This is a genomic window from Paenibacillus sp. FSL R5-0766 (assembly GCF_037971845.1).
GTDB lineage: Bacteria > Bacillota > Bacilli > Paenibacillales > Paenibacillaceae > Paenibacillus.
Genome location: NZ_CP150227.1, coordinates 4,590,677 through 4,613,398 on the forward strand (window position 1 = coordinate 4,590,677; position 22,722 = coordinate 4,613,398).

Annotated in this window: 18 protein-coding genes; all 18 read right to left on the minus strand. The window is 44.0% G+C overall.

Annotated features, from left to right (window positions below; all coding sequences use genetic code 11):
* Positions 1-14: 14 nt before the first annotated feature.
* The 18 genes from MKY66_RS19860 to MKY66_RS19945 all read right to left on the minus strand — a co-directional run bounded on the left by MKY66_RS19860 (position 15) and on the right by MKY66_RS19945 (position 22,642).
* Positions 15-3,311, minus strand: a complete 3,297-nt coding sequence (locus MKY66_RS19860; protein WP_076216985.1) for a hypothetical protein — start codon at positions 3,309-3,311, stop codon at positions 15-17.
* Between the two features lie 362 nt (positions 3,312-3,673).
* Entirely contained in the window at positions 3,674-4,426 is a 753-nt protein-coding gene (gene yaaA / locus MKY66_RS19865; RefSeq protein ID WP_076216986.1) for a peroxide stress protein YaaA, read from the minus strand.
* Between the two features lie 215 nt (positions 4,427-4,641).
* Positions 4,642-5,520, minus strand: coding sequence for a prohibitin family protein (locus MKY66_RS19870; protein ID WP_083657417.1), 879 nt, complete (start codon positions 5,518-5,520; stop codon positions 4,642-4,644).
* Positions 5,498-5,656, minus strand: a complete 159-nt coding sequence (locus MKY66_RS19875; RefSeq protein ID WP_165789856.1) for a hypothetical protein — start codon at positions 5,654-5,656, stop codon at positions 5,498-5,500. The genes MKY66_RS19870 and MKY66_RS19875 overlap by 23 nt, the downstream gene beginning before the upstream one ends.
* 540 nt (positions 5,657-6,196) lie before the next feature.
* Positions 6,197-6,919, minus strand: coding sequence for a restriction endonuclease (locus tag MKY66_RS19880; protein WP_076216988.1), 723 nt, complete (start codon positions 6,917-6,919; stop codon positions 6,197-6,199).
* An 814-nt stretch (positions 6,920-7,733) separates the two neighbouring features.
* On the minus strand, positions 7,734-8,141 hold the full coding sequence (locus tag MKY66_RS19885; RefSeq protein WP_076216989.1) for an Imm7 family immunity protein: 408 nt from the start codon (positions 8,139-8,141) through the stop codon (positions 7,734-7,736).
* 22 nt (positions 8,142-8,163) lie between these two features.
* The gene (locus MKY66_RS19890; RefSeq protein ID WP_256704395.1) at positions 8,164-9,330 is read right to left on the minus strand and encodes a WXG100 family type VII secretion target; all 1,167 of its coding nucleotides are present in this window, start codon (positions 9,328-9,330) and stop codon (positions 8,164-8,166) included.
* Positions 9,331-9,422: 92 nt separating this feature from the next.
* Positions 9,423-12,797 carry a DUF5704 domain-containing protein gene (locus MKY66_RS19895; protein ID WP_339805694.1) on the minus strand — a complete coding sequence of 1,125 codons (3,375 nt, stop codon included), beginning with the start codon at positions 12,795-12,797 and terminating at the stop codon, positions 9,423-9,425.
* Entirely contained in the window at positions 12,794-14,011 is a 1,218-nt protein-coding gene (locus MKY66_RS19900; protein WP_076211340.1) for an S-layer homology domain-containing protein, read from the minus strand. The genes MKY66_RS19895 and MKY66_RS19900 overlap by 4 nt, the downstream gene beginning before the upstream one ends.
* Positions 14,012-14,065: 54 nt before the next feature.
* On the minus strand, positions 14,066-14,371 hold the full coding sequence (locus MKY66_RS19905; protein ID WP_256704238.1) for a hypothetical protein: 306 nt from the start codon (positions 14,369-14,371) through the stop codon (positions 14,066-14,068).
* 9 nt (positions 14,372-14,380) lie between these two features.
* Positions 14,381-14,716, minus strand: a complete 336-nt coding sequence (locus MKY66_RS19910; protein ID WP_256704239.1) for a hypothetical protein — start codon at positions 14,714-14,716, stop codon at positions 14,381-14,383.
* 63 nt (positions 14,717-14,779) lie between these two features.
* Positions 14,780-15,124 carry a hypothetical protein gene (locus MKY66_RS19915; RefSeq protein WP_339807181.1) on the minus strand — a complete coding sequence of 115 codons (345 nt, stop codon included), beginning with the start codon at positions 15,122-15,124 and terminating at the stop codon, positions 14,780-14,782.
* Between the two features lie 609 nt (positions 15,125-15,733).
* Positions 15,734-16,621 carry a cell wall hydrolase gene (locus MKY66_RS19920; RefSeq protein WP_256704241.1) on the minus strand — a complete coding sequence of 296 codons (888 nt, stop codon included), beginning with the start codon at positions 16,619-16,621 and terminating at the stop codon, positions 15,734-15,736.
* A 278-nt stretch (positions 16,622-16,899) separates the two neighbouring features.
* Positions 16,900-18,117 carry an MFS transporter gene (locus tag MKY66_RS19925; protein ID WP_074095747.1) on the minus strand — a complete coding sequence of 406 codons (1,218 nt, stop codon included), beginning with the start codon at positions 18,115-18,117 and terminating at the stop codon, positions 16,900-16,902.
* A gap of 113 nt (positions 18,118-18,230) precedes the next feature.
* Positions 18,231-19,046 carry a carbohydrate ABC transporter permease gene (locus MKY66_RS19930; protein WP_017687488.1) on the minus strand — a complete coding sequence of 272 codons (816 nt, stop codon included), beginning with the start codon at positions 19,044-19,046 and terminating at the stop codon, positions 18,231-18,233.
* A gap of 49 nt (positions 19,047-19,095) precedes the next feature.
* Positions 19,096-19,968: a sugar ABC transporter permease gene (locus MKY66_RS19935; RefSeq protein WP_017687487.1), complete on the minus strand. Its 873-nt coding sequence runs from the start codon at positions 19,966-19,968 to the stop codon at positions 19,096-19,098.
* A gap of 3 nt (positions 19,969-19,971) precedes the next feature.
* Positions 19,972-21,246 carry a sugar ABC transporter substrate-binding protein gene (locus MKY66_RS19940; protein WP_076211342.1) on the minus strand — a complete coding sequence of 425 codons (1,275 nt, stop codon included), beginning with the start codon at positions 21,244-21,246 and terminating at the stop codon, positions 19,972-19,974.
* Between the two features lie 214 nt (positions 21,247-21,460).
* Positions 21,461-22,642 carry an LLM class flavin-dependent oxidoreductase gene (locus tag MKY66_RS19945; protein WP_076211708.1) on the minus strand — a complete coding sequence of 394 codons (1,182 nt, stop codon included), beginning with the start codon at positions 22,640-22,642 and terminating at the stop codon, positions 21,461-21,463.
* Positions 22,643-22,722 lie beyond the last annotated feature (80 nt).

The following is a 22,722-nucleotide window of genomic DNA, read 5'->3' on the forward strand; positions in this document are numbered from 1 at the left end:
GATTTAGACAATCATTAATTAAATGGGAAAATCTTTTTCGTTCGTTTCGTTAAATTACCGTTGCGATCATACTCAAACACAATTTGATCTCCTGTAAATAGAACGACTTTAAGCAATTGATTGCCATAGCCGTACTCATAGCTATTGTCATTGCGAATGTTCATCCATGCTGCTTTTATGGCTCCCTGAATCGGTTTTCCTTCTTTTTCACTTAGCTTGATATAATAATTCTGTCCACCTTCAAGCTCAAATTCAAGAACGGTATATTGCTCACCATATACCTGTTCTTGCTCTATTGAAGCAGCTACCGGAATGCTCAATTCCTTATCTGAATACAATTCGATCTGAGGCTCAATAGAAAAATCACCTGATTCCTTTATCGCAATCCGATACTTGTCAGAGCTATACGGACTAAAACGGTAGTATACATTCCCTTGCTGAACTGTCGGAAGCGCCGTCTCTGTGTTTTCATACAAAGTCAGAAACTCCACTTCCACTTCCTTGACCGTAAAGTTACGGTAAGGACCTACAAATCTCAGCGATTGGGGTGACACATTATGCACCTGAATGTCAGACTTTCCAGGTACAAATTGTCCTCCTGTAGCGTTCTTGCCTTCCTTAACAACAGCTTGATTCTGATTTCGAATAACGTAATCATAGGTTCCTCCTTCAGAAGGAGAACCAACGAGTATAGCCTCATAAGGTGAGGTATTCGAGAACAAGAGCATGTTATTTGGCGTCAAATTCCGCTTGATAAGTGCAGGCTCCTGACTTGAGCTGGCTGTCACAGGAGAATGATATTGAATCGTTACAGGTTCCGTAGATACTACGGTAACAACAAGCGTTGCACCTGCTGGAATATCCCATGTTGCATGACTCATGCCTTCCACGAAATACAATGCTTTATTAGATTTATCGTAGACTGTATAATCCACAACGGAATTTACTCCTGCGATTCGTTCAATTTGAGCAGGTTCCAAACCCGGATTTGTAAATACTGCGCTCTGCCCTTGGTTAACAGTGATTTCCGATTCTGGTGAAGGGACTTGATCATCTTGTCCACGGAAAACGCGGTAAATCCCACCATACGTTATAGGTTGATCCGAGATGTTGGTAACAACAACTTTTTTACCACCCAAGACATACGCCTCGATCGCTGTTGCTGTTCTACTGCTTGACACTGTTCCATCTACGTTGTAAATCGTGTAATCATACACCCGCCCCTCACTGCTGGAAGCATCATTTCGGACCCTTTTCGCATCTGAGCTTATGTTGGTAAAGGCATAGCTCTCGCCTTTGTTCAACGTTACGCGCAGATAAGCTGGTTCCTGGCTATCCACTACAGAGAAATCATCCGTGTATTCAAATGTTACAGGTGTACTTCCCCCTACGGTAACGACGGCTTCACCACCAGAAGGAATGGTAGCGAGACTTACATTGCTATTGAATTTGTCACTATGTGCTCTGCCGTCTGCCTTATACACCACAATATCAAACAGTGCACCTAATTTTTTGGCGTTACTCCGTATTGGGTTGCTGAGTGAGCCTCCATTATGGAATTTGACCGATTGCCCCGGTGATACCGTAATCTTAGTTAGTGCTTCATTTGGTCGATCCTCTACATCAAAAATGGTGTAAATCGCCCCTATGGTTACAGGTTGAGCGGATACACCCGTGACCACTGCTTTATTTCCATAAAAAACAACAGGTTCAACCGTTGTTGCTTTTCTTGTACTCCGTTCTGTACCATCTGGATAATAGGTGACGTAATCAAAAATCCTCCCTTGACTAGTAGAAGCATCACTGTCTAGATATTCCCGATCGGTGCTGTTATTCCAAAATGTCACGCTTTCTCCCTGTTTCAGTGTTACACGATGGTATGCAGGTTCCATGCTTTCTTCAACCGAGAAATCATCCGTGTAACTAAACTCAATAGGGACTTGCCCAGCTACCGTCACAATCGCATACCCTTGTGAGCGAATGATCGGATTGGTATTTTTGTTAAAACCATCCGAATGAACGACGTTCTCTGCTGTATACAGGACGTAATCAAAAACGGCTCCATTAGTACTGCTTGCATTGTTTTTTATCGGATTGGCCAACGAACCATTATTACTGAAAATCATAGATTCTCCAGGATATACAGTAATTCGAGTAATTGCATCGCCACCGGCTTTTTGGACATCAAATGTCCGATAGGGCACACCATATGTTACAGGCGTTGCTGTAACCAAAGTTACAACGGCGGTTCTTCCTGCTGCTACAGTAGGTTTAGTGGTCGTATTCGTCCCTGTAGAACTTTCCGTTCCATCCGGAAGATAAACAACGTAATCATGCTTATCTTTGGTCGTTCCATCCGTTTGGAGTGCATCGGATTTGGAACTGATATTAGTGAACTGGTAGCTATCTCCCTGATATAGCGTTGTACGCGTATAGGCTGGCTCATCGCTCCATTCACCGGTATAGACTTCATAGGGAAAACCAACACTAACAGGCTGTGAGCCCGCTCCAGTAATAATGATTTCGTTCCCTCCCGCAAGTGAAGGTTTCCCAGTCGTTTCGAAATTGGAAGCTACAAGACTACCATCTTCTTTGTATGAAGCGTAATCTATCTTCCTGTCCTGAGCTGTGGAAGTATCGGCACTTAGAACTCTTGACTGTGTCCCTTCATTAAAGTATCGATAGCTCTCTCCTTTGGATAACGTAACCCTAAGCATGGCTGGGTTAGCTGATACACTATAAGAAAATTCTGAACGGATTGTCACTGTAAACGGATTCTGACCCGTCGAGGTGATTACAGCTGTATAACCTGAACCTACTGATAAACTACTAGTAGAGTCCATGTTTTCGCCCATGATGCTGCCATCTGGTCTATAAATAACGTAATCGTATGCACTGCTTCTTGAAGTCGCCGCATTGGTACTTAACGATCTTGTGGCACTTCCGTTATTCGTGAACGTATAGGAATCTCCAGGACTCATGGACAACGTTTCGTCTGCCATGGCCATTGCTTGAGGAGAGAAAGAGTTCTCCCCGTATGTATCATCAGTAACCGTCGGTTCATCTTCTGGTTCTTCGATAAATTCGTCTACACCTTCCGGTTCTTCATAGAAATCCGGATCAATATCTTCCAGATATTCGTTGTCTGTTAAAGCTGACTCCTCCATAGAAACATCAACTTTCTCCGCGTTACTTTCAGTTGTTATTATGGCATCCGATTGATCCGAAAGCGCATAACCGCTGGTCGGATACATGGTTCCAAACAACAATAAAGCCATCAGAAAAACAATAAAACCTTTTCTTAAACTCATGGAATTTATATTCCTCCTTTATGTTTTTTCTCCATTTCCTCCCTCAACAGATGTATAAATGGAGCCTAATAAATCATTATCGTCATTTTCCTTATTTTAGGACATAGTAAATTAGTCCCTAAATTCAGGGACTTTTTTCCTTTTATATCTCAGATAACCATTTAAAACACAACCTTTCATTATCCTGATACAAAATAGAATAATAGATTAGATGCAGTTCAAATGCTATTTCAACTGAGTTAATCTTTCCTATTTAGATTAGGACTTAGAGTTATTATCTGAAGAATAAAAAAAGCCGCCAATTGGCGACTTTTAAGTGAATCAAATAGTATCATTCTGGTACATGATCAGTGCACAGCAGGCTACTTTCCCTCTGCTTGTATGAATACATACGTACTCTCGTCGGATCGTTCTTCTGAAAAAGCGAAGTTCAACCGATCAAAGTTTCTTACATCCCTCACATCTGTAATCTTGTGCTCTGCCATATAACGTACCATTTCACCTCTGGCCATTTTAGCCCAGGTTGCCTTTTCAACAAGCTTCCCATTGACCATTTGTCCGAATACACAAGTAATGAACCGGGTTTCCTCACTCAGAAAAGGTAAAATATTTTTGCTATACTCTTTGGAAGCCAGATTCAGAATACAGTCGCTTTCTGATTGAAGCTGATCAGAGAGTTTGCTGCCCCAGAATTGATAGAGCGATTTGAAGCCTGGACCTTGCAACTTGCCCTGCATCTCCAACCGATAAGGTGTAACGCCATCCAAAGGCCGTAACATGCCATAAAAACCGGATAATATGCGTAAATGCTGCTGAAGATACTCTAATTCCTCATTTTGAAAAACACCCGGAGCCATATATTGATACTGAATGCCCTCATAGGCATATATTGCTGGCGTAAGATTTGCTTTTATATTCATATTCCGAATCCGCTCCACGTTCTGTTCGGCGATTGCATCGTTACACTTCCACATCGCTTTGAGTTCGTCATAAGATAACTCTTGAAGCAGACTCAATAGCTGTTCTGACTCGTTTATAAACTGCGGCATCTGCGCGATAGCCATAAGATCGGTATCAATCTTCATCTTTTTAGCTGGTGATATAATAATTCTCATCGTGCTGATCCATCCTTAATCTACCGTTGTTTTTGTCGTTATCCATTGTACAGGATTAAACAGGCGAATCCAATGCCAAGGCTTAACTAAATCCCTCATGGTACCTTTGAAAAGACTCAAAAATGAACAAGTCAGCCCACGATTGGACCGGCTTGTTCATTCGAATTCAACACATTCAATTGGTGAGAAAGCAAGGCTCGCATTTCAAACCGCTATTAGGGAGATACGCTCCCCGTGCTGCTATTTTGCTCTGTTTTTGTAGTCGGCAATTGAATCATTGGCGTATTTGACCCACTTACATATGGAAGGGCTCCATCCCATTTCTTGATGGTTTCATATTCAACGAGTTGACTTGTTAATGATTGCTGAAGCTCTTTATTTGCTTTAGCTTGACCTTCTGCTTCGATCAATAGTTTGTCTGCATTACCCTGTGCTTCCACACGCTTACGATCTGCTTCTTTCTTGGCGATCTCCAGTTCAGTCGTTTTACGTTCCAGTTCTTGAGAAGCTTCAACACGCTTATCGATTGCTTCCTGAGTCTTAGCATCAGGCTGAGGAACACCTACGGTAACGTTTGATACAATAAAGCCTAACTCTTTAACATCATCAGAAAAACGTTGTTCGACGTCTACGCCTGCTTCGGATGATTTTTCACCATAAACATCAATGACTGTAAACTTGGAAATACCTTTACGAGCTGCATCACGGAAACGTGTTTTGAGATATGTATCCTCAATTTCTTGAATGCTAATTGGCCCAAATGTATTAAAGATCGAAGATACTTTACTTGGTTCTACTTGGTAGTTGTAAGCAAAATCGATTGTGATGTTTTTCCCGTCAGAGGTAGCGATCTGAATATCTCTGTATTCCACCGTTTGAATTCGGATGGGATATTTTGTCACTTTATCAAACGCTCCAACGAGTTTCCACCCTTGACTCAGTGTACTATCTTTTACGCCTCCATTTGGTGAATATACGACCCCAACATATCCATTAGGAATTCGTGTTAAAAAGAAGGTCACCATTAGCACTCCCACTATAATAACTAATGCAACCGCAATTGCCCCTACCCTAAACGTCTTTGAATTTTTCATCACCATTCTCCTCTTGTTTGAATTTATTGTATTTCTTCAAAATTCTACTACCTATTTTATTGAATAGCGGGAACATTAATGACCATAGAATAAATGCTAGGATAAAAATTAAAATGATTCCCCCAATAAATGGCATATCCGTCCTCCCCTCTATGGATGTAACCGAGTACAAATTTATAAATGTTAACTAATTATATCCTCTTTTATATATACTTTGTAAATTCGTATTCGGTTTCAAGGATATTCAACGTCACTTCATATAGACCTCTGTAGGTACATACATATTCCGATTAAGACAACCTTAGTCTTACAAAAAAAAAGAGCCATCAAATGGTTGATGGCATTTTACGAGTGTGTGCCCTATACGAACCAAAATTTACAAACCATTTTACAGCAGGCTACTGTCCCTCTTGAATATATAAATACATAAGTACTCTCTGCCGACTTCTCTTCTGAAAAAACTTTCACGATCCAGAAGTAATCTAGCTCAACTTCATCGCTCAACAAGGAATACATTCCAGCTTGCAAATCTTAAAATGAGAAAAGCCAAAAATAGCATCCAGGACGCCCACATTATTGGATGTATTTTTAGTTTAACTTCAAAAATAAACATAATGTTGAAGTTATTCACTATACTTCAATGTGTTTCTCTATTGTAAAATCTCGCTCCCTATAGTCATTTCATTGGTGCAGTGTGACGACATTTAGGGAAACTATTGCATCCAAAAAAATCCCCTCTTGAACCGGAACGTTTAACAAGATTGTTCCCACATTCTGGACAAGTGTTTTGGTTTATAGGTATTTCAGAGAAAGCCTCTATAGTAACAACTCCCCGATCTTTCATGGCTAGCACCATCTCAATTAAAACCTCTCTGTTTATTAATCTCACTTTGTTGGACTTTGCAAGTTCATACGCAGCTGAAGTGTACTCACTATTAGAAACAACCCATGCTTCATCTGTTCCATAATGCGCAATAGAGGACTGTGCTTCTTGGACCGCCTTGATCCCTACATTTTTACTGTAGCGTTTCGCTTGAACTGCAATTCGCTTTCCCTCTTTGACTAAGATTAAGTCAGCTCCAAAATCACCAATTGCTTTCGTAACCTCGGCCTTATAGCCTTGAGAACGAAAAAGATGCCCAAGATACTGTTCGAATTGGAATCCATCCATTTGATCAATCTCTGCGATTCCCGACCTCTTTAAACGCTTCATTCGTTTACGTTGAAGACTAACCATTAATGAAATCACACCTATAACTCCAAGAACTCCAACACATATTGAAACTTTCCATGAATTTGTTAATGAATATGTACCCGCAGTGCCTCCCAACATAGCCAAGCCAGCTAGTCCCTGAAAAAGTTCTTCTTCCTGTTTCGCCTTACTTTTTCTTCTTGCCATATCTCTTCCTCCAAACCTACTTTATACATTCTTAAAAAAGGAAATAGATAAATATTCAATTTATAATCCATCTTCAGATTCCCGCAAAAATCTTACCAAAATCATATTTTGATAAATGTCTAATGCTTCTCCGATAAATTTCCAGATACTTTGGCTGCTTCACTAGAAAAAACTGAGGGTATCGTGGTCTCCAGAACGAATCACCGAACGTTACCGTGCTGATAGTCTGCCTGTATTCTCCTTAAAACCATCTATCGCTGGATCTATACAGGACGTCCCGTTCACGTCACATTAAAGGTCCTTCCGCACAAGGGAAGGCGTCAGAAACCAACAGAACTCACGGTAAATCTAAGATTGCCAGAACCATTTCGGATCGTCCATAAGAAGTACGCTCCCGTGAAACATTTGGATATTCGGAACTGGATACCATCGTATCAGGTCGTGGGAAAAGTAAAGGCTGCGTAGCCACACTCAATGAAAATAAAAACGAGTTTATACACTATTATTCCCTGCCAAATCGTACCCCATTTTCCATGGAGATAGCTCTTGGTGTCTATCTCACATTACCCCAGAGGGACATTCCTCACGGTTATAGCTGACCGAGGCATGGAGTTTGCTTTTGCTTGCTATGCCAATCTAGAAACCACCCATGGCCTGTACTTTTATTTTGCTGATCCGTATTCATCCTGGCAACGTGGATTCAACAAAAATGCTCGGGTTTGAAGATCTCTCACGAATCTTTCACAGAGGAACTGTCGAACTTGTTTGACAATTCATCAAATATAAAGAAATAACTTCCTACCCTATCTTAATTTTAAAATTCAGAATCATCAGCTACCACTGGTATTAATGGAGATAAGAATGGATCGTACTTCTGTTCCAAGCGCCCTCTCGAAAGAACGTATACACTGAATTCATTAAAATATTCAGGATGCTCATCATTAAATACATAGAGCATCCCATAAGAACCAGGCGCGATACTCCCTACATTCTTCATTATTTCTACAGGAGTAAACTTTAGTGAAGGCTCGCGATTCCATAGTCCTGTCATCCAAAGATGATATTGTCCGTTTATCGCTTTCACATCTAACACATCTACACTCGGCTTTAAACTTTCGATATAATTTTTAACCGTTTCAAAAACAATGTTTACTCTTTCATTACTTGTCTCACCATCACCAGTATTTTCTAAAATGACAGCCCAACCATGATATTGATACATAATTTCACCTCTCAAATTTTCTTTAAAATGGCGAGATATCGATGATAATCTCAACCTCGTATCTTTTCTCATATTCTCTTAATTGCCTAATTACTTTATCAGCAGGTGCTCTCTCAAAATGAAAGTATGCTTTTCTCCCCGTTTCAATAGCAGCCTCAATAGTTGCCTTTGCCTGTTCCCTAAATTGAGAACTCAGACTATTCATCGAAGTCTTAGTCTGACCAATATACATGTCAGACACGGTATCAAACTCTCGGCCTTTGGGGTCATTATTAAAAATCATTCGAGACTGTCCACCAAGTTTTTTTGCAAGCAAATCCGCACCTGCATCTTCTTTGCTCGCCTGTTTTAGCCCACCTGAATACTGAGTGTAGACACCTTTACCTTTAATTAGTTTAGAATTGTCATGAGCGACTCCAGCAACACCACTGTTTGTTGACTTATCTCTCTTCACCTTCGCTTCCCGAATCGTTTGCTTCACTTTGTCCAATGCTGTACTGGTTCCGCGACCTTTATATGGACCTTTGCTGCCTTTCGCACTTCCAACGACCAGCCCGATCCCGCCTACGATTTGGCTCCATTTCAGAGATGCGATCATCATCTTGGCGTAAGAGTCCGTGACAGGCTCTCCCGTAAACGGGTTAACCCGCAACTCCAGTGCTTCAATCTGTAATTGGATCAAATCCTGATCTATTGGTTCGACAGGACCAGGGCCTTGATTCAAGGTACTAATATCTAAATTACCCTTATCCTTTTCAAACGCCTGAAGGGCTGCCTGATCTGTCACGCCCTTCTCATTAACCGGTAGCCACATATGCCACTGAGAATTATACACCATTCGATATCCTTTATTGCTAGGACTATTCGTTGCTTTCACGCCAATCGACATCGTAGCTACGGTACCTGCCACTGCTGCCCCGCTCATCTCATCTGCCTGTTGAAAACGGACACCAATGTCTCGAAGTTCCTTCGCGATGTGGGTCAAATGCTCCAGCGTTTCGATCATGCGGGGCTGGGTTTCTTCAAATCGTTCTAAAAACCGTTCTCGCACCATCCCGGACCACATTGATTCCATCCAGCGGATCAATCGAACCAGTTCCTCGCGTGTATCTCCCATTCGCGCGCGAGTCCGTTCAACCTCTCGTGAGGCTTCAAACAAACGCTCCGGGGTTACTTGTATTCTACTCATCGCGTTCTCCATCTGTCCATTGCCGGACTCTATGTCTTCCTTATCTCAACCTATTGTGTTCTAAACGTTCAGCATATTTCGTGCTTGTTTTATTAATGTGGCACCTGTGCACTGAAATCATCTCGGCTGGAACGATCGGCATGGTAGAACACCACATCTCCGTCCCTTAAAGTGAACGAGTTGCCGTAGCTATCTTCGACTTGACGCTGAAATCCTTCCAGCAACCATTGGTTCATCAGCGGTGCATGGATATATTGCAGATGCGGAGCCCCTAGGTTCCCTTCCTGGATCGACTCTAAATTAAAGTTGACCACGATATAACCATTTTTCAGGAAGATCGGTGACTTTGCATCCAAACCACCATGGGTACGCCCATACTCGGCCAGATTGGTTCCTGCTTGAACCACGTAAGGCTCGGCGGGTAGACTATACTCTCCATACCACTGCTGAATGGCAGCATTTGCACGAAGTACATCCGCACTTGCGTTCGTCGGAATATTCGTTTTGGGTCCGATAAACGTACGTAATTGCTCCGGCATCAGCAATAGACTGTATCCGCCTACAGGGGTTTTCATTTTCGTAAATTTATCCCGGTAGTACTCCTGATACGTACGTTCACTCATCATCCCTGGATGAATTTCGCCATAGCGATTATATTTGTAGGTCGCCGTATCTCGTAGCTGTTCCGAAGGTACTTGACGTAACCGATCATTGAGAATGACAAACCGCTTGACTTGATCCTCTGCTGAACCAATACGAATAAAACTTCGCTGGTTCGTCGAGTAATACAGATCTACCGGTACGCGTGTTTTCCCATTTTTGCTGACAAAATCAAAGGTCGGAGTCAGGCGAATGCCGTCTCTGGGCCCGAACATATTGCCCTTGGTTTTGAAATCAAACTTAAAGTGATATCCCGTCTTCACAGCCACATTCTGATACCCTTGCAGCGGATGACTGCCTGGGCGAATCGGTACGGTGAATTGCGGTTTGTTCCCCCGCTTGTCACCGTCGATGCCCTGCGTTCCCGTCCAATAACTGATCCAGGTTGGGGCAATGCTGCCCTTAAATCGCCGGAAAACAAGCTCCCAGTTGTAGTCTGCAATGTCCGTGATTTCAAAGTCGTATAACCTCCCAATGACCTCCACAGATACTTCGTCGCTGGCCAGATGATAGGTTAGATCTGTGTTGGCATCGGGTTGGGCATTGCTCCTAGACATCGATTCAAATTCGGCAGGTGCATTCTCTGCAATATTACGGAACTCCACCTGGTAATCTCCCTCATCTACCCACACAGGCAGATAAAAGGTGGTATCGAGCACGTCCACCGGAATATCGATCCATGTACTCCGCGGGTAAAACTGTGTCCGGTCGGCACTGTACACGTCAAACGGAAACCGCACCTGTTTGATTCGATAATATTTGGCATAATCCCGATCCCCATATCCCGGATAAGAGTTGACATCCAAATGCTGTCCGCTCGTGGGGATACGGACTGTGAACGGCCGCTCCAAAATAAGGGCAGATCGATCCATATTCGGTATCGTTTTCTGATTATAAGGTTGATCGTCTGAAACAAGAGAATAGTTCACGACTGGCGTATGAACAGTGACTGTGTTGATCCCCGGAATTTCAAAGGTTTCTTCCTCATTACCCTCATTAACATTTCCACTCATTAATTCATAACGGATTTCGCCTATGCTAGGCGTATCCTTCTTATTTAACAAGGTTTTGGATATTTCATTGTCAGGACTGTACAGAACATCTTTGCCAATCATTTGGGGTTCTGCGATCTGACCTGGCGTTGGCCCCGTTTCTTCTACTTTTGCGTTGTCCATGACAACAGCCCCATTAAACTTCAAATAGTCATTCTTAACTTGGACCTTTGGCACAGCATCTTCCGCAATTGATGAGAGATCATCTGTTGGTGTTGGAGGTTCAGTGGTCCCTCCCGGCACTGGCTGTGAAGGCGCTGTTAACACAGCCGGTGTATTGGGTGCGTAAAAGGTACCGTTCGTAGCCGCCGCATAGATGGGACTACGATAATCAGCAGGATATAGTTCAATCTGTGGTAGAGCATAGTTTTTCAGGATCGCATCGGTTATCTCATATACAAGCAAAGTGTCAATTTTCCAATACTCGAAATCCCGTTTCACAGTATAGGTGTAGGGTACTTTTACATCTCTAGATCTTGGAGTTGATACCGTTGTCGTACCACCTTTACCATCCGAAATTTTCTTTTCGTCTGTCCACGTTTTGTTATACGTTTTTTCAACAACTACGATATATGTACAAGTGCCTTGCATATTCACAAACTTATTTTGGAATAGGTAACTTAGACCAAATACATTGCCATACAAACTTTCAGAGGTAGGGATACCTCGCAGTACGTCAAATGGCTCACTTCCACGTTGATCGGCCTTAATAACTGCGCTTGCATTAGGGTCCATTCTCTCCCCTGTCATTTCTCCGACAGGCGACTCTGCACATGCCGCATCTGGCGTTTCCGGAATTTCGGGTGGCGGCGTATCGCCAACCGTAATCGTTACATTTTCATAAATGTGATACGGTCCATTTTCTAAATTTTTCCATTTTGCCGTTATGATTGCCGTTCCGACGTTTTTAGCAACAATTTGCCCTGTTAGTTTCTCTACGTAAACTACTTCTTTTTGGTTAGAACTCCATTCGATTTGTTCAGCACGTTTGGAGACATTCACCCAGTTACCGAATTCTTCTTGGTTGTATGCCTTAGTTCGGATCTCTGCAACCAATGATTTTACATCGTCAACTTGCAGCTGCATGTCTTCTCGTACTCGGATCTCTTTTGTTTCGTTTACGTAACCGGAATAGTCAATTTTTAAAGGCGTTTCATAATCTGCTTGGAACTTCTTATCTCCGTCTTGACGTATGCCATATTGTCGTTTTTCAGTAACTTTGTTTGGATATCCAGTTTTCGTTTCAATGATGGCGAACAATTTTCCTTTCTCGAAATCAGGTTTAGCACCAACTGGCGTGTAGGATGCAACATCCACATAACTGATGTCATCAATTCCAACTGATTTAACGAATACTTTCTGAAATCTATTTCCCGCCTCATCTTGCAAAGAAGCTGGAACATAGTTGGTAGTATTTATTTTATCCTTCACGGCTTTTTCCATCGGCAAGGCATTATCGCCACTACTAAATGTTTGGGTTTCAACTCTATCACCCTCATTACGTGTGGCTTGCCATATGTCATAATCTCCCTGAGTCCAGACCGTTTTCGGACGTGGCGTTGCTGTTCCTGTAACTTTAACTTTAATCGTCTGTTTTCCTTTTGCTAGTCCCGATGGCGTAACTTCGATGTCTTTATCTGGATAGCCATTACTGAAATTAGCATCAGCCAGCATCGGGAATATACCAAGCATTATTACTAAAGCTAGTAGAAATGAAATAATAGCCGGAATCTTTCTCATACGTTTTTCACTCATTTCTTTTTAATGACTGCAAACGATCCATCATCCATATTGAATTGATTATTCGGATTATCAAGACTGATGTAGTTGACCACCCACAACTTAATACCATTTTTATATTTCGCGAAAAATTTAGCACTTTCTAAATTCGGTAGAATTTGATAACCAAATTTAGCGTCTAAACCATTATCAATACGCGAACCACCAGTCATGTCGATCACACCATTCGAATAATGTGAGATGCTAAAATCTTTAGCTTTTGGATAGATAGTTAGCTCCGAGAACACAGGGAATACATTTCTGTTTTTGTAAAATGATTTATCTAAGTCATCTACGAATAAAGGTGCATAGATACTTTTTTTCTTGTTCCAATCGCTAATACTCACCCCAATTAAACGATGAAACACAAGGCTGCCAGATCCGTTCCTGAACGTTTTTCTCTTACCTGAGATATCCGCAATGGACGTGTTTCCCGTTGTTAAATTAGAAACTAACTCAATGTTGGATTTTTCCGTACCTACCATACGTAATTCATTCAAATCATCAAAGCTTGTTGCTTCTTTTTTCAGTACATTTTCGAGTCGCAACAAAATAGCAGAAGATTCCGCTCGTGTTGTTGTTTTGTCCATTCCAAACGATCCGTCTGGAAAACCGTTCATCAAGTTGGTTCCCATTGCAACAGCGAGATAAGGAATTTTATCTTGAGCAATTCCTGGTTTAAACGACTCTTTGACTGGAAGTAACGTTCCTTTCGTTTCAGCAAATGCTGTTTTATACTCAGCACTGGAAGCAACCAATCCGGAACTCAACCATTTGGCCATTTCCTCGCGAGTAATCGGAGTACTTGGTTTAAATCCGTTTGGATAGTCTTTGGTATTAATGAACCCCAAAGTAACTGCCCGATCCACCTCAGCCTTACTCCAGTGTCCATTCAGATCCTTGAATGAATCAGTCTGGGCATCTTCCGGAAGTGTCATGTCTTTGGCTACTCGTGAAATTAGGGATGCAAATTCTGCTCTTGTTACCGAAGCATTGGGCTTGAACAATCCATTACCGTATCCTTTGAAGTATCCCTTGGAAACTGCAGATTCAATAGCAGACTTTGCCCAGTGATTAGCTTGTACATCTCTGAAGGTTGTTGTTGCGGCAGAAGCCTGGAAAGGAATCAATGTCGATACGACTACTACAGCGCTCATCATGGGTAACATTATTTTTTTCAAATTTTCCACTCTCCGATTAGTTAGATTTAGTTTGGTTAGGCTCTTTTACTACTATGTAAATTTTCACTGTGCTCCGGAATCTGCTTGTATAAAATCTTCTGCCTTCTGATTAATGTAGTCCACCAGTTCCGACGTATGCTCCATGTGCCATTCATCCAGCTGCTTAATACTCATTTGAAGATCCCACACGATAGGTACAAGTCGCTGACTATGGCTGCTCTCGGTATACTCAAAAAAGTTCCGTTGAATCCGTTCAAAGGTACGACTCATATCCTGAGCTTGTCGTCTCCATTTGTCCGCAGTCTCTTGCAATTCCTCAGGAGTTAGCTCTATGGTCCCTGCGGAGTATCCACCAACCACGTTGGCCACCGATTTGAATCATTTGGTCAATGTGTCCCATGCTTCGAGCGCGTGATCAAGTATATTATGCTCCGAAGGCTTTCGCGGAGAGAAATTTACTCGTTCTCCAGTAACTTCATCATAAAGAGGATTATCAATATATCCATCTTGATCGAAGCTATAGTGCTTCATATCGTGATATTTAGGACCATCCTCAAAAAACGTATCCACTACCTTGGCCCAAACGTTAATGCCATAGTTTTCATTTCCATCTGCATAGTTAGAATCAATAAGAAACGTGGCCCCCACATGCCGCTCATAACCTCCAAAAAAACCACTTGCAATGCCATCTCCAGGATGTATAAAGTTAGTCACTTGTCCATCAAATGCCCCTCCTCTGCTTTCCTTCTCATCTCGGGAGTAAGCGAACTATGTTCATCACATTCTATAATATTGAATATTATATCCTTTTTCATTAAGAGCCTTCTTTAGTTGTTTACTATATCCGAAAGATTCTTGTTTATTTGTTTCATAGTTTTTATAAACACTAAAAGTTTGATCTTCATGTCCTGTTACATATCCATAGATAGTGACACGACTCATCGCCATTTTAGGTAGAATTTTTTTTTGTGTTATCGTTACATCTAATTTATAGTTATTTTTCAAATATTCAATTGCTATCGCTTCCGACCGATTTATAATTTCTTGATCCTTTATTTTTTTCTCATTCACACCTGCACAGCCCCCTAATATTAGTACCAACATAGCAGCCAAGATGATCATAACCATACGGTACATAATTTTCCTCACTTTCAATTCGCTCCTGCTTTCCTGGGTGAAACATGAATATTACTAGAACTTCTAATTTGAATGTAGTTCCCTCCAGTGCGTTAGACTAATTCTAGACTGTATATTACTTTATGGTCTTTGCTGTAGACTACCACCTCGGACACGTTACATACTTGGAACCTACAATAGATACTCCTGCTTAGTAGAATTAATAACAATTTCTTCATTTAAAAAATTACTTTTCTTCCTAATTATGTACGTTACTATTCACTACAAGAGCCATTTCATCTAGTCTAATAGGTTCAAAGAAAACAATCATATTTGGAAATAGTAAGAATATTTTACCACTAAACTCTCAAAAGAGGTAGATATAAGGTATGATTGCTGAATCCTTCGGATCAAGCATGGGATTTGGCTACAACAACAGATCTAGACTTATTAGCACCATCATTAACTTTCGATTTAGGGTAAAACTCTAGTTATAGTTTATAAGTTATACAAATTTAAATTAACCCCGATGAAGACTGCACCTCGCAGTACCCACCGGGGTTATACTATGGTATCCAATTACTGTCTACGAATTTAATTCTCCACCAACTTATCCTATCTCGTAAAATCATGCTGCCCGATGGTCAGCAGCGTCGGCCTGCTCTTACTCCACACCGACGTGGCAATCTTCGGATTGTAATAATAGAGCGCTCCGTTCGTCGGATCAGCGCCATTCAAAGCTTTGCGAGCAGCTCTGTAAGAGGTCTGGGTTGGCTTGGTATTAAACTGGCCATCGTCTATAGCCGTGAATTGCCCTTTCTGGAAAATAACCTTCGAAATAGACGACGGGAATTCACTCGAATGTACCCGATTCAACACAACCGCTCCTACAGCGACTTGCCCTTCAAAAGATTCTCCGCGCGCTTCACCATGGATCAGCTTCGCCAACTGGCGTAACGTCTCACCTTCGGCTTTAGCCTTTTTATTCAGCCTGTTCAGTGTCGCCGGACCTGCAACTCCATCTGCACTCAGTCCCTGCGCCTGCTGGAACTTGCGGACAGCACCTTTGGTGATGGTACCGTAATATCCAGTCATTCCAGCATCGAAGTAGCCCAGATCGCTTAATTGCTCCTGCAATTGCAGCACATGTTCGCTACGAACGCCCTGTTCCAACTTCTGTGCTCCCGCAGAAGGAGCTGCCACGGTCAATCCCAGAGTCAATGCGCAGGCACCGAGAAGCAAGCTGACCCGCCCTGCTCTTTTGCCAGCCGTGTTCCCCTTCCCATGAGTGACTTTCCGACTGACAGTGATAGGCTCCATGTTGTCAGCAAACGTTAATAGATCCAGCCCCTCATTTGTGCTATCAACTGTAGTCCGTTCATTACTGTTCATATGGCTTACCACCTTCATCTCTTTCATCTCACTCACGCTATCTAATTCAATTATCATATTCTTTTCATTCATTTCATTCGCTTGATCCATTCCAATATTGTTCTTCATCATTCCATTAACCTCCACTTTTCTGAATCCAGATCCCACATCTTTCTACTGAATCCTCACGGTTGGACATCCCGAGTGTCATTATAGGATATAGAAAAAATGAAGTCTATCGGACTGATGACGCAGTGAAAAACCGACGCTGAACATAACAAAAAGAGGCATGAGCCCATGGTCACACCATGGTCATGCCCCTTCTTGTATCAACCATATACCGCTTGTCCAACCCGTTATTTCCGTAGGCAGGCAGACCCGTACAAAAGTTGCGTTGTATTTATTGACAATTACTCGGCCAGTTCCTGACCCTTTGTTTCCCGGCCCCAGAACAGTACAGCCGCTGCGCCAATGAGGATTGTCACGAAGAAAATCGTGAAAATCAGGCTGATCGCAACTTCACGTTGAACCAGCATACCGACCATTAATGGGGCAAGTACACCACCGATTCGGCCAACCGATGTGGCAAGTCCAACACCTGTCGAACGAACGGAAGTCGGATACAATTCCGGGCTGTAGGCGTACAGACCACCCCAAGCTCCCAGATTGAAGAAGGATAGACAGATTCCTGCGGCCAAGATCGTCGCTTCCGTTGTTGCCAGTCCGAACGCAATCGCACTGAATGCGGTCAAGGTAAGGTACACAACAAGTACGAACTTGCGACCGTAACGTTCAATGAAGTACGCCGCGGTGAAGTAACCTGGCAACTGTGCAATCGTCATGATCAGCACGTATTGGAAGCTTTTGACCAACGTAAATCCTTTTGCCATTACAACCGAAGGCAGCCACAGGAACATTCCATAATAAGAGAAAATGACGGTAAACCACAAAATCCAGAGCATCAACGTTGTACGGCGATGTGGTGCTGACCAGACGGTAGCCACTTTCTCGCGGAACGTGATTTTATGAAGTTTGGTATGATTCTTGTACCGCGGCGGGTCCTGAATGGCACGACGCAGATACAGTGCATAGAACGCCGGAAGCGCACCAATGGCAAAGGCAATTCTCCATCCGTACTCCGGAATGACAAAGTTGGCAATGAGCGCCGATACAATCCAGCCTCCTGCCCAGAAACTTTCCAATAATACAACGGCACGTCCTCGTTCCGCTGTAGGCATCGACTCCGATACCAATGTGGATGCCACGGGCAACTCTCCGCCGAGTCCAATACCTGCAACCAGACGCAATGCACACAATACGGCGAATCCAGTCGCTAATGCAGATAGACCACTTGCAATCGTAAAGATTAACAAGGTCCACATCAGAATGGCCTTCCGTCCAAAACGGTCCGCAAGTGCACCTGCAAGCAAAGCACCTAATGCCATACCGATGGAGTTAATACTCGTAAGCACGCCGACTTGTCCGGGACTGAGACTCCATTCCTTGGCGAGTGCAGCCACGATAAAGGAGATCATACCAACTTCCATCGCATCAAACAGCCAGCTCATGCCGGCACTGAACAGCAGCTTGCGCTGCTTGGGATTCCGCAACACTTCCAGTTTGCTCATCACTTATAGCTCCCTTGATCTCTATGTAGTCATCCTGACACTAAATCATTATTATGCAGAATGCTCCAGAAATCAATGCAAAATAAGCTTTTCCTTCCGATTTCTGCGATACCTTACCCCTTGAGTGAACCCGCTGTCAGACCTGCAACAAAGTAACGCTGGAGCAAAAGGAACAACACGATCATCGGAATGGCCGTTACCAGCACACCCGTAAGCATCATCGGATAGTTCGTCACGTATTCCCCGCGGAACTGCATAAGCGCGAGTGGTAACGTTAGCTTGGACTTACTGCTGAGCATTAACATCGGAATAAGCAAGTCATTCCAAACCATGACGAGCAGGAACGTAGCCGTTGCCGCCAGCGAAGGTGCAGCCAGTGGCAGTGCAATCCGCGTATAGAGTCTCCACTCGCTTGCTCCATCCATACTGCCCGCTTCCAGAATCTCCGAATTGAGCATTCGCATGAAACCTGTCAGCATAAATACTGAGACAGGCATCAGCATAGCCGCGGATACGACAATCAATCCCGTGAGACTGTCCGACCACCCGAGTGTACGCGTGAGAGAATAGATCGGCAGCATACTCACTTGGGATGGAACGATCAGACCTGCTACGAACAGAGCAAACACGATTTTACCTACACTACCGCCCCAGCGGACAATGGCGTAAGCAATCATGCTACTCAGCAACAACTCAATTGCAACAGTACCAAGCGTCACGACCAGACTGTTTCCGAAATATTGCCACATCGGCTGATTGCGGAACATGCCAGTGATGTTATCCCACGTAAACGGGTCCGGCCAGCTGAACGGACTGGTGAAGAAGTTGCTGCTTGTTTTGAACGAGGATACAAACACAAAGTACAGCGGCACCAGAATCAGCAGCGCGTACACCAATAAGATCAGGCGATTGAACCATTTTAAAAACATGTGGACTCCCTTCTGCCTCGGTTGCAGGATGAATGCTCCAGCATCAACCTTAATAGCTTACCCGGTCGGCACGCAGTGCCTTGAACTGCAACAGCGTCAAGAGCGCGAGCAACACCAGGAAGATCATGGAACCGGCAGAAGCCAGACCAAATGAATAGCTGCCAAAGGCGGTATGATAGATATATGTTGTCAAAATTTCAGTTGCGTAGTTCGGGCCTCCGTCCGTCATTGTAAAAATGAGGTCAAATGCCTTGAACGACTGAATGGTCGTATAGGCCACAACAATCGTTGCCGAAGGTGCCAGCAGCGGCCAAGTCACGGTACGGAATACCTGCCATTTGCTGCCGCCGTCCATACGAGCCGCTTCATACAGTTCTGCCGGAATACCTTGCAGACCCGCGATGAATACAATCATCATCTGCCCAGCATGGGCCCAGACTTGTACCGCAGCGATGGAATAGATAGCGATCTTGGGATCACCAATCCAGTTGCGAGCGATGCTGCTCATCCCGGCCTCATTCAGTCCATAGTTGATCAATCCAATGGATGGATCATACATGAATGCCCAGATCAGTCCAACCGATACGGAGGACAGAATCGCAGGCAGGAAATACAATGCCCGAAGCACGATGCGTGTCTTGGTATTACGTACCAAGAGTAGAGCCAGGACAAGTGAAATAAAGGTTTGTGCAATAACAACCGTTAACATGAACTCCACGTTGTTGCCAAAGGCTTTGCGGAATACGATGCTGCTGAGACTGTCCTTGTAATTATCCAGCCCTACAAATGCATACGACGGGGATACCCCATCCCAGTCCGTAAAGGAATAGAACAGCCCCGTCAATGTAGGAAATACGAACAATCCAACGTACAGCAGCAACCCGGGGATCAGAAACAGGGATAGCTGAAGACGGTTTTTCATCGTTTATTTCCCGATATGCTGATCAATGATCGCTTGTGCCTGCTGTGCTGCTTCTTCTGGAGAAGTGCCGCTCAGTACAGCCTGGATGGAGTTGGTTACTGCTTTTTGATTATCTCCGTTCAGGATGGTGAACCGTGGCTGGAACACGGTCTTTTGGGTTGCCCATTCTCCGGCTACCTGAAGCTCAGGCGTATCGTACTTCACATCATTCACCGTTACATTCTGTCCCGTTTGGTTGGCATAGTCACTCGCTACATCGGGATTGCTAAGGAATTCGAGGAACTTCTTCGCTTCTTCCGGATGTTTCGACTTGCTGTTCACCGCGAGCATGAACGTAGTCGTATGCACCCCTTCATACTTCGCTTGATCGGCACTTACCGTAATCGGTGCAAGCAGTTTTTGCTCCAGATTAGGATTCTGCTGCTTGTTCTGAGCCAATTGATACGACCCACTTGCCAGCATCGCTGCTTTTTCTTGAATAAACAGTGCGCCCGCCGCAGGGTCCTTCGTACCCAGTGCATCTTGCTGGAAGTAACCTTTATCGTTCAGTTCCTTGATTTGAGTCAACGTTTTCACCCAAAACTCATCCGTCAGTTTGGCTTCGCCAGCTTCCACTTTGGTAAAAATGTCGTCACTCGGTGCATTGTTCATCACCATTGTATTCATGAATTGTCCTGGACCAATGTCCGCTCCGGCAAAGGCAATCGGAATGATGCCATTGTCTTTCAGCTTCTGGCAAAGGGCCAGGAAGCCTTCCCAATCGGTCGGCGGCGTCAAGCCGTATTGTTCAAACAGTTTTACATTATAGATGGGATCGTTATATACGAGTTGATACGGGATTGCATATTGCTTGCCATCGTGCTGTCCTGATTCAATCAGCTTTGAATTGTAGGCCGACAGAAACGATGATCCGGTCAGATCCGTGAACAAGCCAGCTTTGGTGAAAGCTTCGAACTGTGCACCCGGGAAGGAAGCAAATACATCCCCTACCGAACCGTCACTGATTTTGGATTGTACGGTGGACTGATATTGATCGGAGGGCAGTGTCTGCATCTCCACGTTGATGTTCGGGTTTTCTTTTTCAAATGCGTCAATAGTCTTGTTGAGTGCTTCGGAATCTTCTCCACGCCAGTGCATGAAGCTGATCGTAACTTTACCTGAACCCGAGGAGCCGTTCTCTCCAGATGACGCGTTATCCCCGCCGCCGCAAGCTGACAGCAGGATGGACATCACCAGCATACTGACAAGCGGCAGGATCAATTTTTTATTTTTTTTCATGAAAGACGACCTCCTGAGGATGCTTGATACTTTAACTAAAGAATGTTTATACTGACCACTCCGATGACAGAATAACCTTCCGATCGCTGTTATCCCCAGATTTATTTGATTCCTTTTTATAAAAGGAAAAATCTGGGGATAAAGGCGAACACTTCGCTTCTTCACGTTATTTCTGTCCTCTCCGTTTTCGTATAAAAAGATTAGTTAAACTTACTTAGTTAGTAGTAACTTGATGCTGCTTCTGTCTTGTTTTCCATTTCTCGCGAATGATCGGCATCACGGTACGTCCGAAGATTTCGGCCTCTTCCAGATGCGGGTAACCGGACAGAATGAAAGTCGTAACGCCCAGATCTCCATATTCCATCAAGCGTTCAGCGACCTGTTCAGCTGTACCTACAATGAGGATCGCACCGCCGGATCGCACAACGGACAAGCCTGTCCACAAGTTTGGACCTACGACAAACTGCTGCTTCTCGGACAGTTCCCGTAGCTCGTTCTGTCTGCGTTGGTTGGTTGCATCCGTCTCGGCAAAAGCGGCTTTGGCTTTCTCAATCGCTTCTGGTGGTACTTTGCTAATAATCTCCCAAGCCGCTGCCCATGCTTCTTCTTCGGTATCCCGAATGAGTACCTGAGCACGCATGCCGTAACGGAGCTGACGATCTTGTCCGGTCTCCTCTTTCACCTGCTGTCGGATGACCTCAATCTCTTCGATCTGCTCCTGAATCCAGTCATGGGGCTCGCCCCACATCAGGAACGTATCCGCATGTTCAACAGCGACCTTCTTCGCAATCGGTGAACTTCCTCCCAGATAAAATGGTGGATGCGGATCTTGCACCGTCTCCGGCATGCCTACCGGTCCTTTGAAATTGTAATACTGGCCGAATTCAGGATTGGGATCACTGGGTGCATCTGCACCAGAGTTTGAACCACTTCCGGCAAACTCCGTCAGATTCAGTCCCGTCGATTGGGTCCATGAACGCTTCATCACTTCCATATACTCGCTCGCCCGTACATACCGTTCATCATGCGCATGTGCCAGTGGATCGCCGAGTTCCTCCAGATCTCGAACAGAACTGCCTGTCACCACATTGATCATGGCCCGACCACCAGAGAGCTGATCCAGTGCCGCTCCCATGCGTGCAGCGAGTACGGGTGTAACCAAACCCGGGCGAATGGCCACAAGGGGACGCAATGTCTTTGTGTGACTCATTACTGCCGAGCCGACAACCCACGCGTCCAGACAGGCTCCCCCTGTCGGAATCAGTACAAATTCGAATCCTGCCTTCTCCGCTGTCTGTGCCACATCAACCAGATAATCCAGACTCGGCTCCCGCTCCGGGGCAACCCCTACATACTTACCATCCCCTGCTGTAGGCAAAAACCATCCAAACTTCATTTCTTCCTGTTCGCTCACAAAAGTCAATCCCTTCTATGAATAAATAAAGTCTCATGTTAAAAAAAGATCACTGTTCTGCA

What these genes read in the sequence shown, in the direction of transcription:
- MKY66_RS19895 (WP_339805694.1), bottom strand. Translation starts at nt 12,797, where the DNA reads ATGAGTGAAAAACGTATGAGAAAGATTCCGGCTATTATTTCATTTCTA.
- MKY66_RS19940 (WP_076211342.1), bottom strand. Translation starts at nt 21,246, where the DNA reads ATGAAAAAAAATAAAAAATTGATCCTGCCGCTTGTCAGTATGCTGGTG.
- MKY66_RS19915 (WP_339807181.1), bottom strand. Translation starts at nt 15,124, where the DNA reads ATGATCATCTTGGCTGCTATGTTGGTACTAATATTAGGGGGCTGTGCA.
- MKY66_RS19935 (WP_017687487.1), bottom strand. Translation starts at nt 19,968, where the DNA reads ATGAAAAACCGTCTTCAGCTATCCCTGTTTCTGATCCCCGGGTTGCTG.
- MKY66_RS19890 (WP_256704395.1), bottom strand. Translation starts at nt 9,330, where the DNA reads ATGAGTAGAATACAAGTAACCCCGGAGCGTTTGTTTGAAGCCTCACGA.
- MKY66_RS19925 (WP_074095747.1), bottom strand. Translation starts at nt 18,117, where the DNA reads ATGAGCAAACTGGAAGTGTTGCGGAATCCCAAGCAGCGCAAGCTGCTG.
- MKY66_RS19870 (WP_083657417.1), bottom strand. Translation starts at nt 5,520, where the DNA reads ATGAAAAATTCAAAGACGTTTAGGGTAGGGGCAATTGCGGTTGCATTA.
- MKY66_RS19880 (WP_076216988.1), bottom strand. Translation starts at nt 6,919, where the DNA reads ATGGCAAGAAGAAAAAGTAAGGCGAAACAGGAAGAAGAACTTTTTCAG.
- MKY66_RS19930 (WP_017687488.1), bottom strand. Translation starts at nt 19,046, where the DNA reads ATGTTTTTAAAATGGTTCAATCGCCTGATCTTATTGGTGTACGCGCTG.
- MKY66_RS19860 (WP_076216985.1), bottom strand. Translation starts at nt 3,311, where the DNA reads ATGAGTTTAAGAAAAGGTTTTATTGTTTTTCTGATGGCTTTATTGTTG.
- MKY66_RS19920 (WP_256704241.1), bottom strand. Translation starts at nt 16,621, where the DNA reads ATGATGAAGAACAATATTGGAATGGATCAAGCGAATGAAATGAATGAA.
- yaaA (WP_076216986.1), bottom strand. Translation starts at nt 4,426, where the DNA reads ATGAGAATTATTATATCACCAGCTAAAAAGATGAAGATTGATACCGAT.
- MKY66_RS19875 (WP_165789856.1), bottom strand. Translation starts at nt 5,656, where the DNA reads ATGCCATTTATTGGGGGAATCATTTTAATTTTTATCCTAGCATTTATT.
- MKY66_RS19885 (WP_076216989.1), bottom strand. Translation starts at nt 8,141, where the DNA reads ATGTATCAATATCATGGTTGGGCTGTCATTTTAGAAAATACTGGTGAT.
- MKY66_RS19945 (WP_076211708.1), bottom strand. Translation starts at nt 22,642, where the DNA reads ATGAAGTTTGGATGGTTTTTGCCTACAGCAGGGGATGGTAAGTATGTA.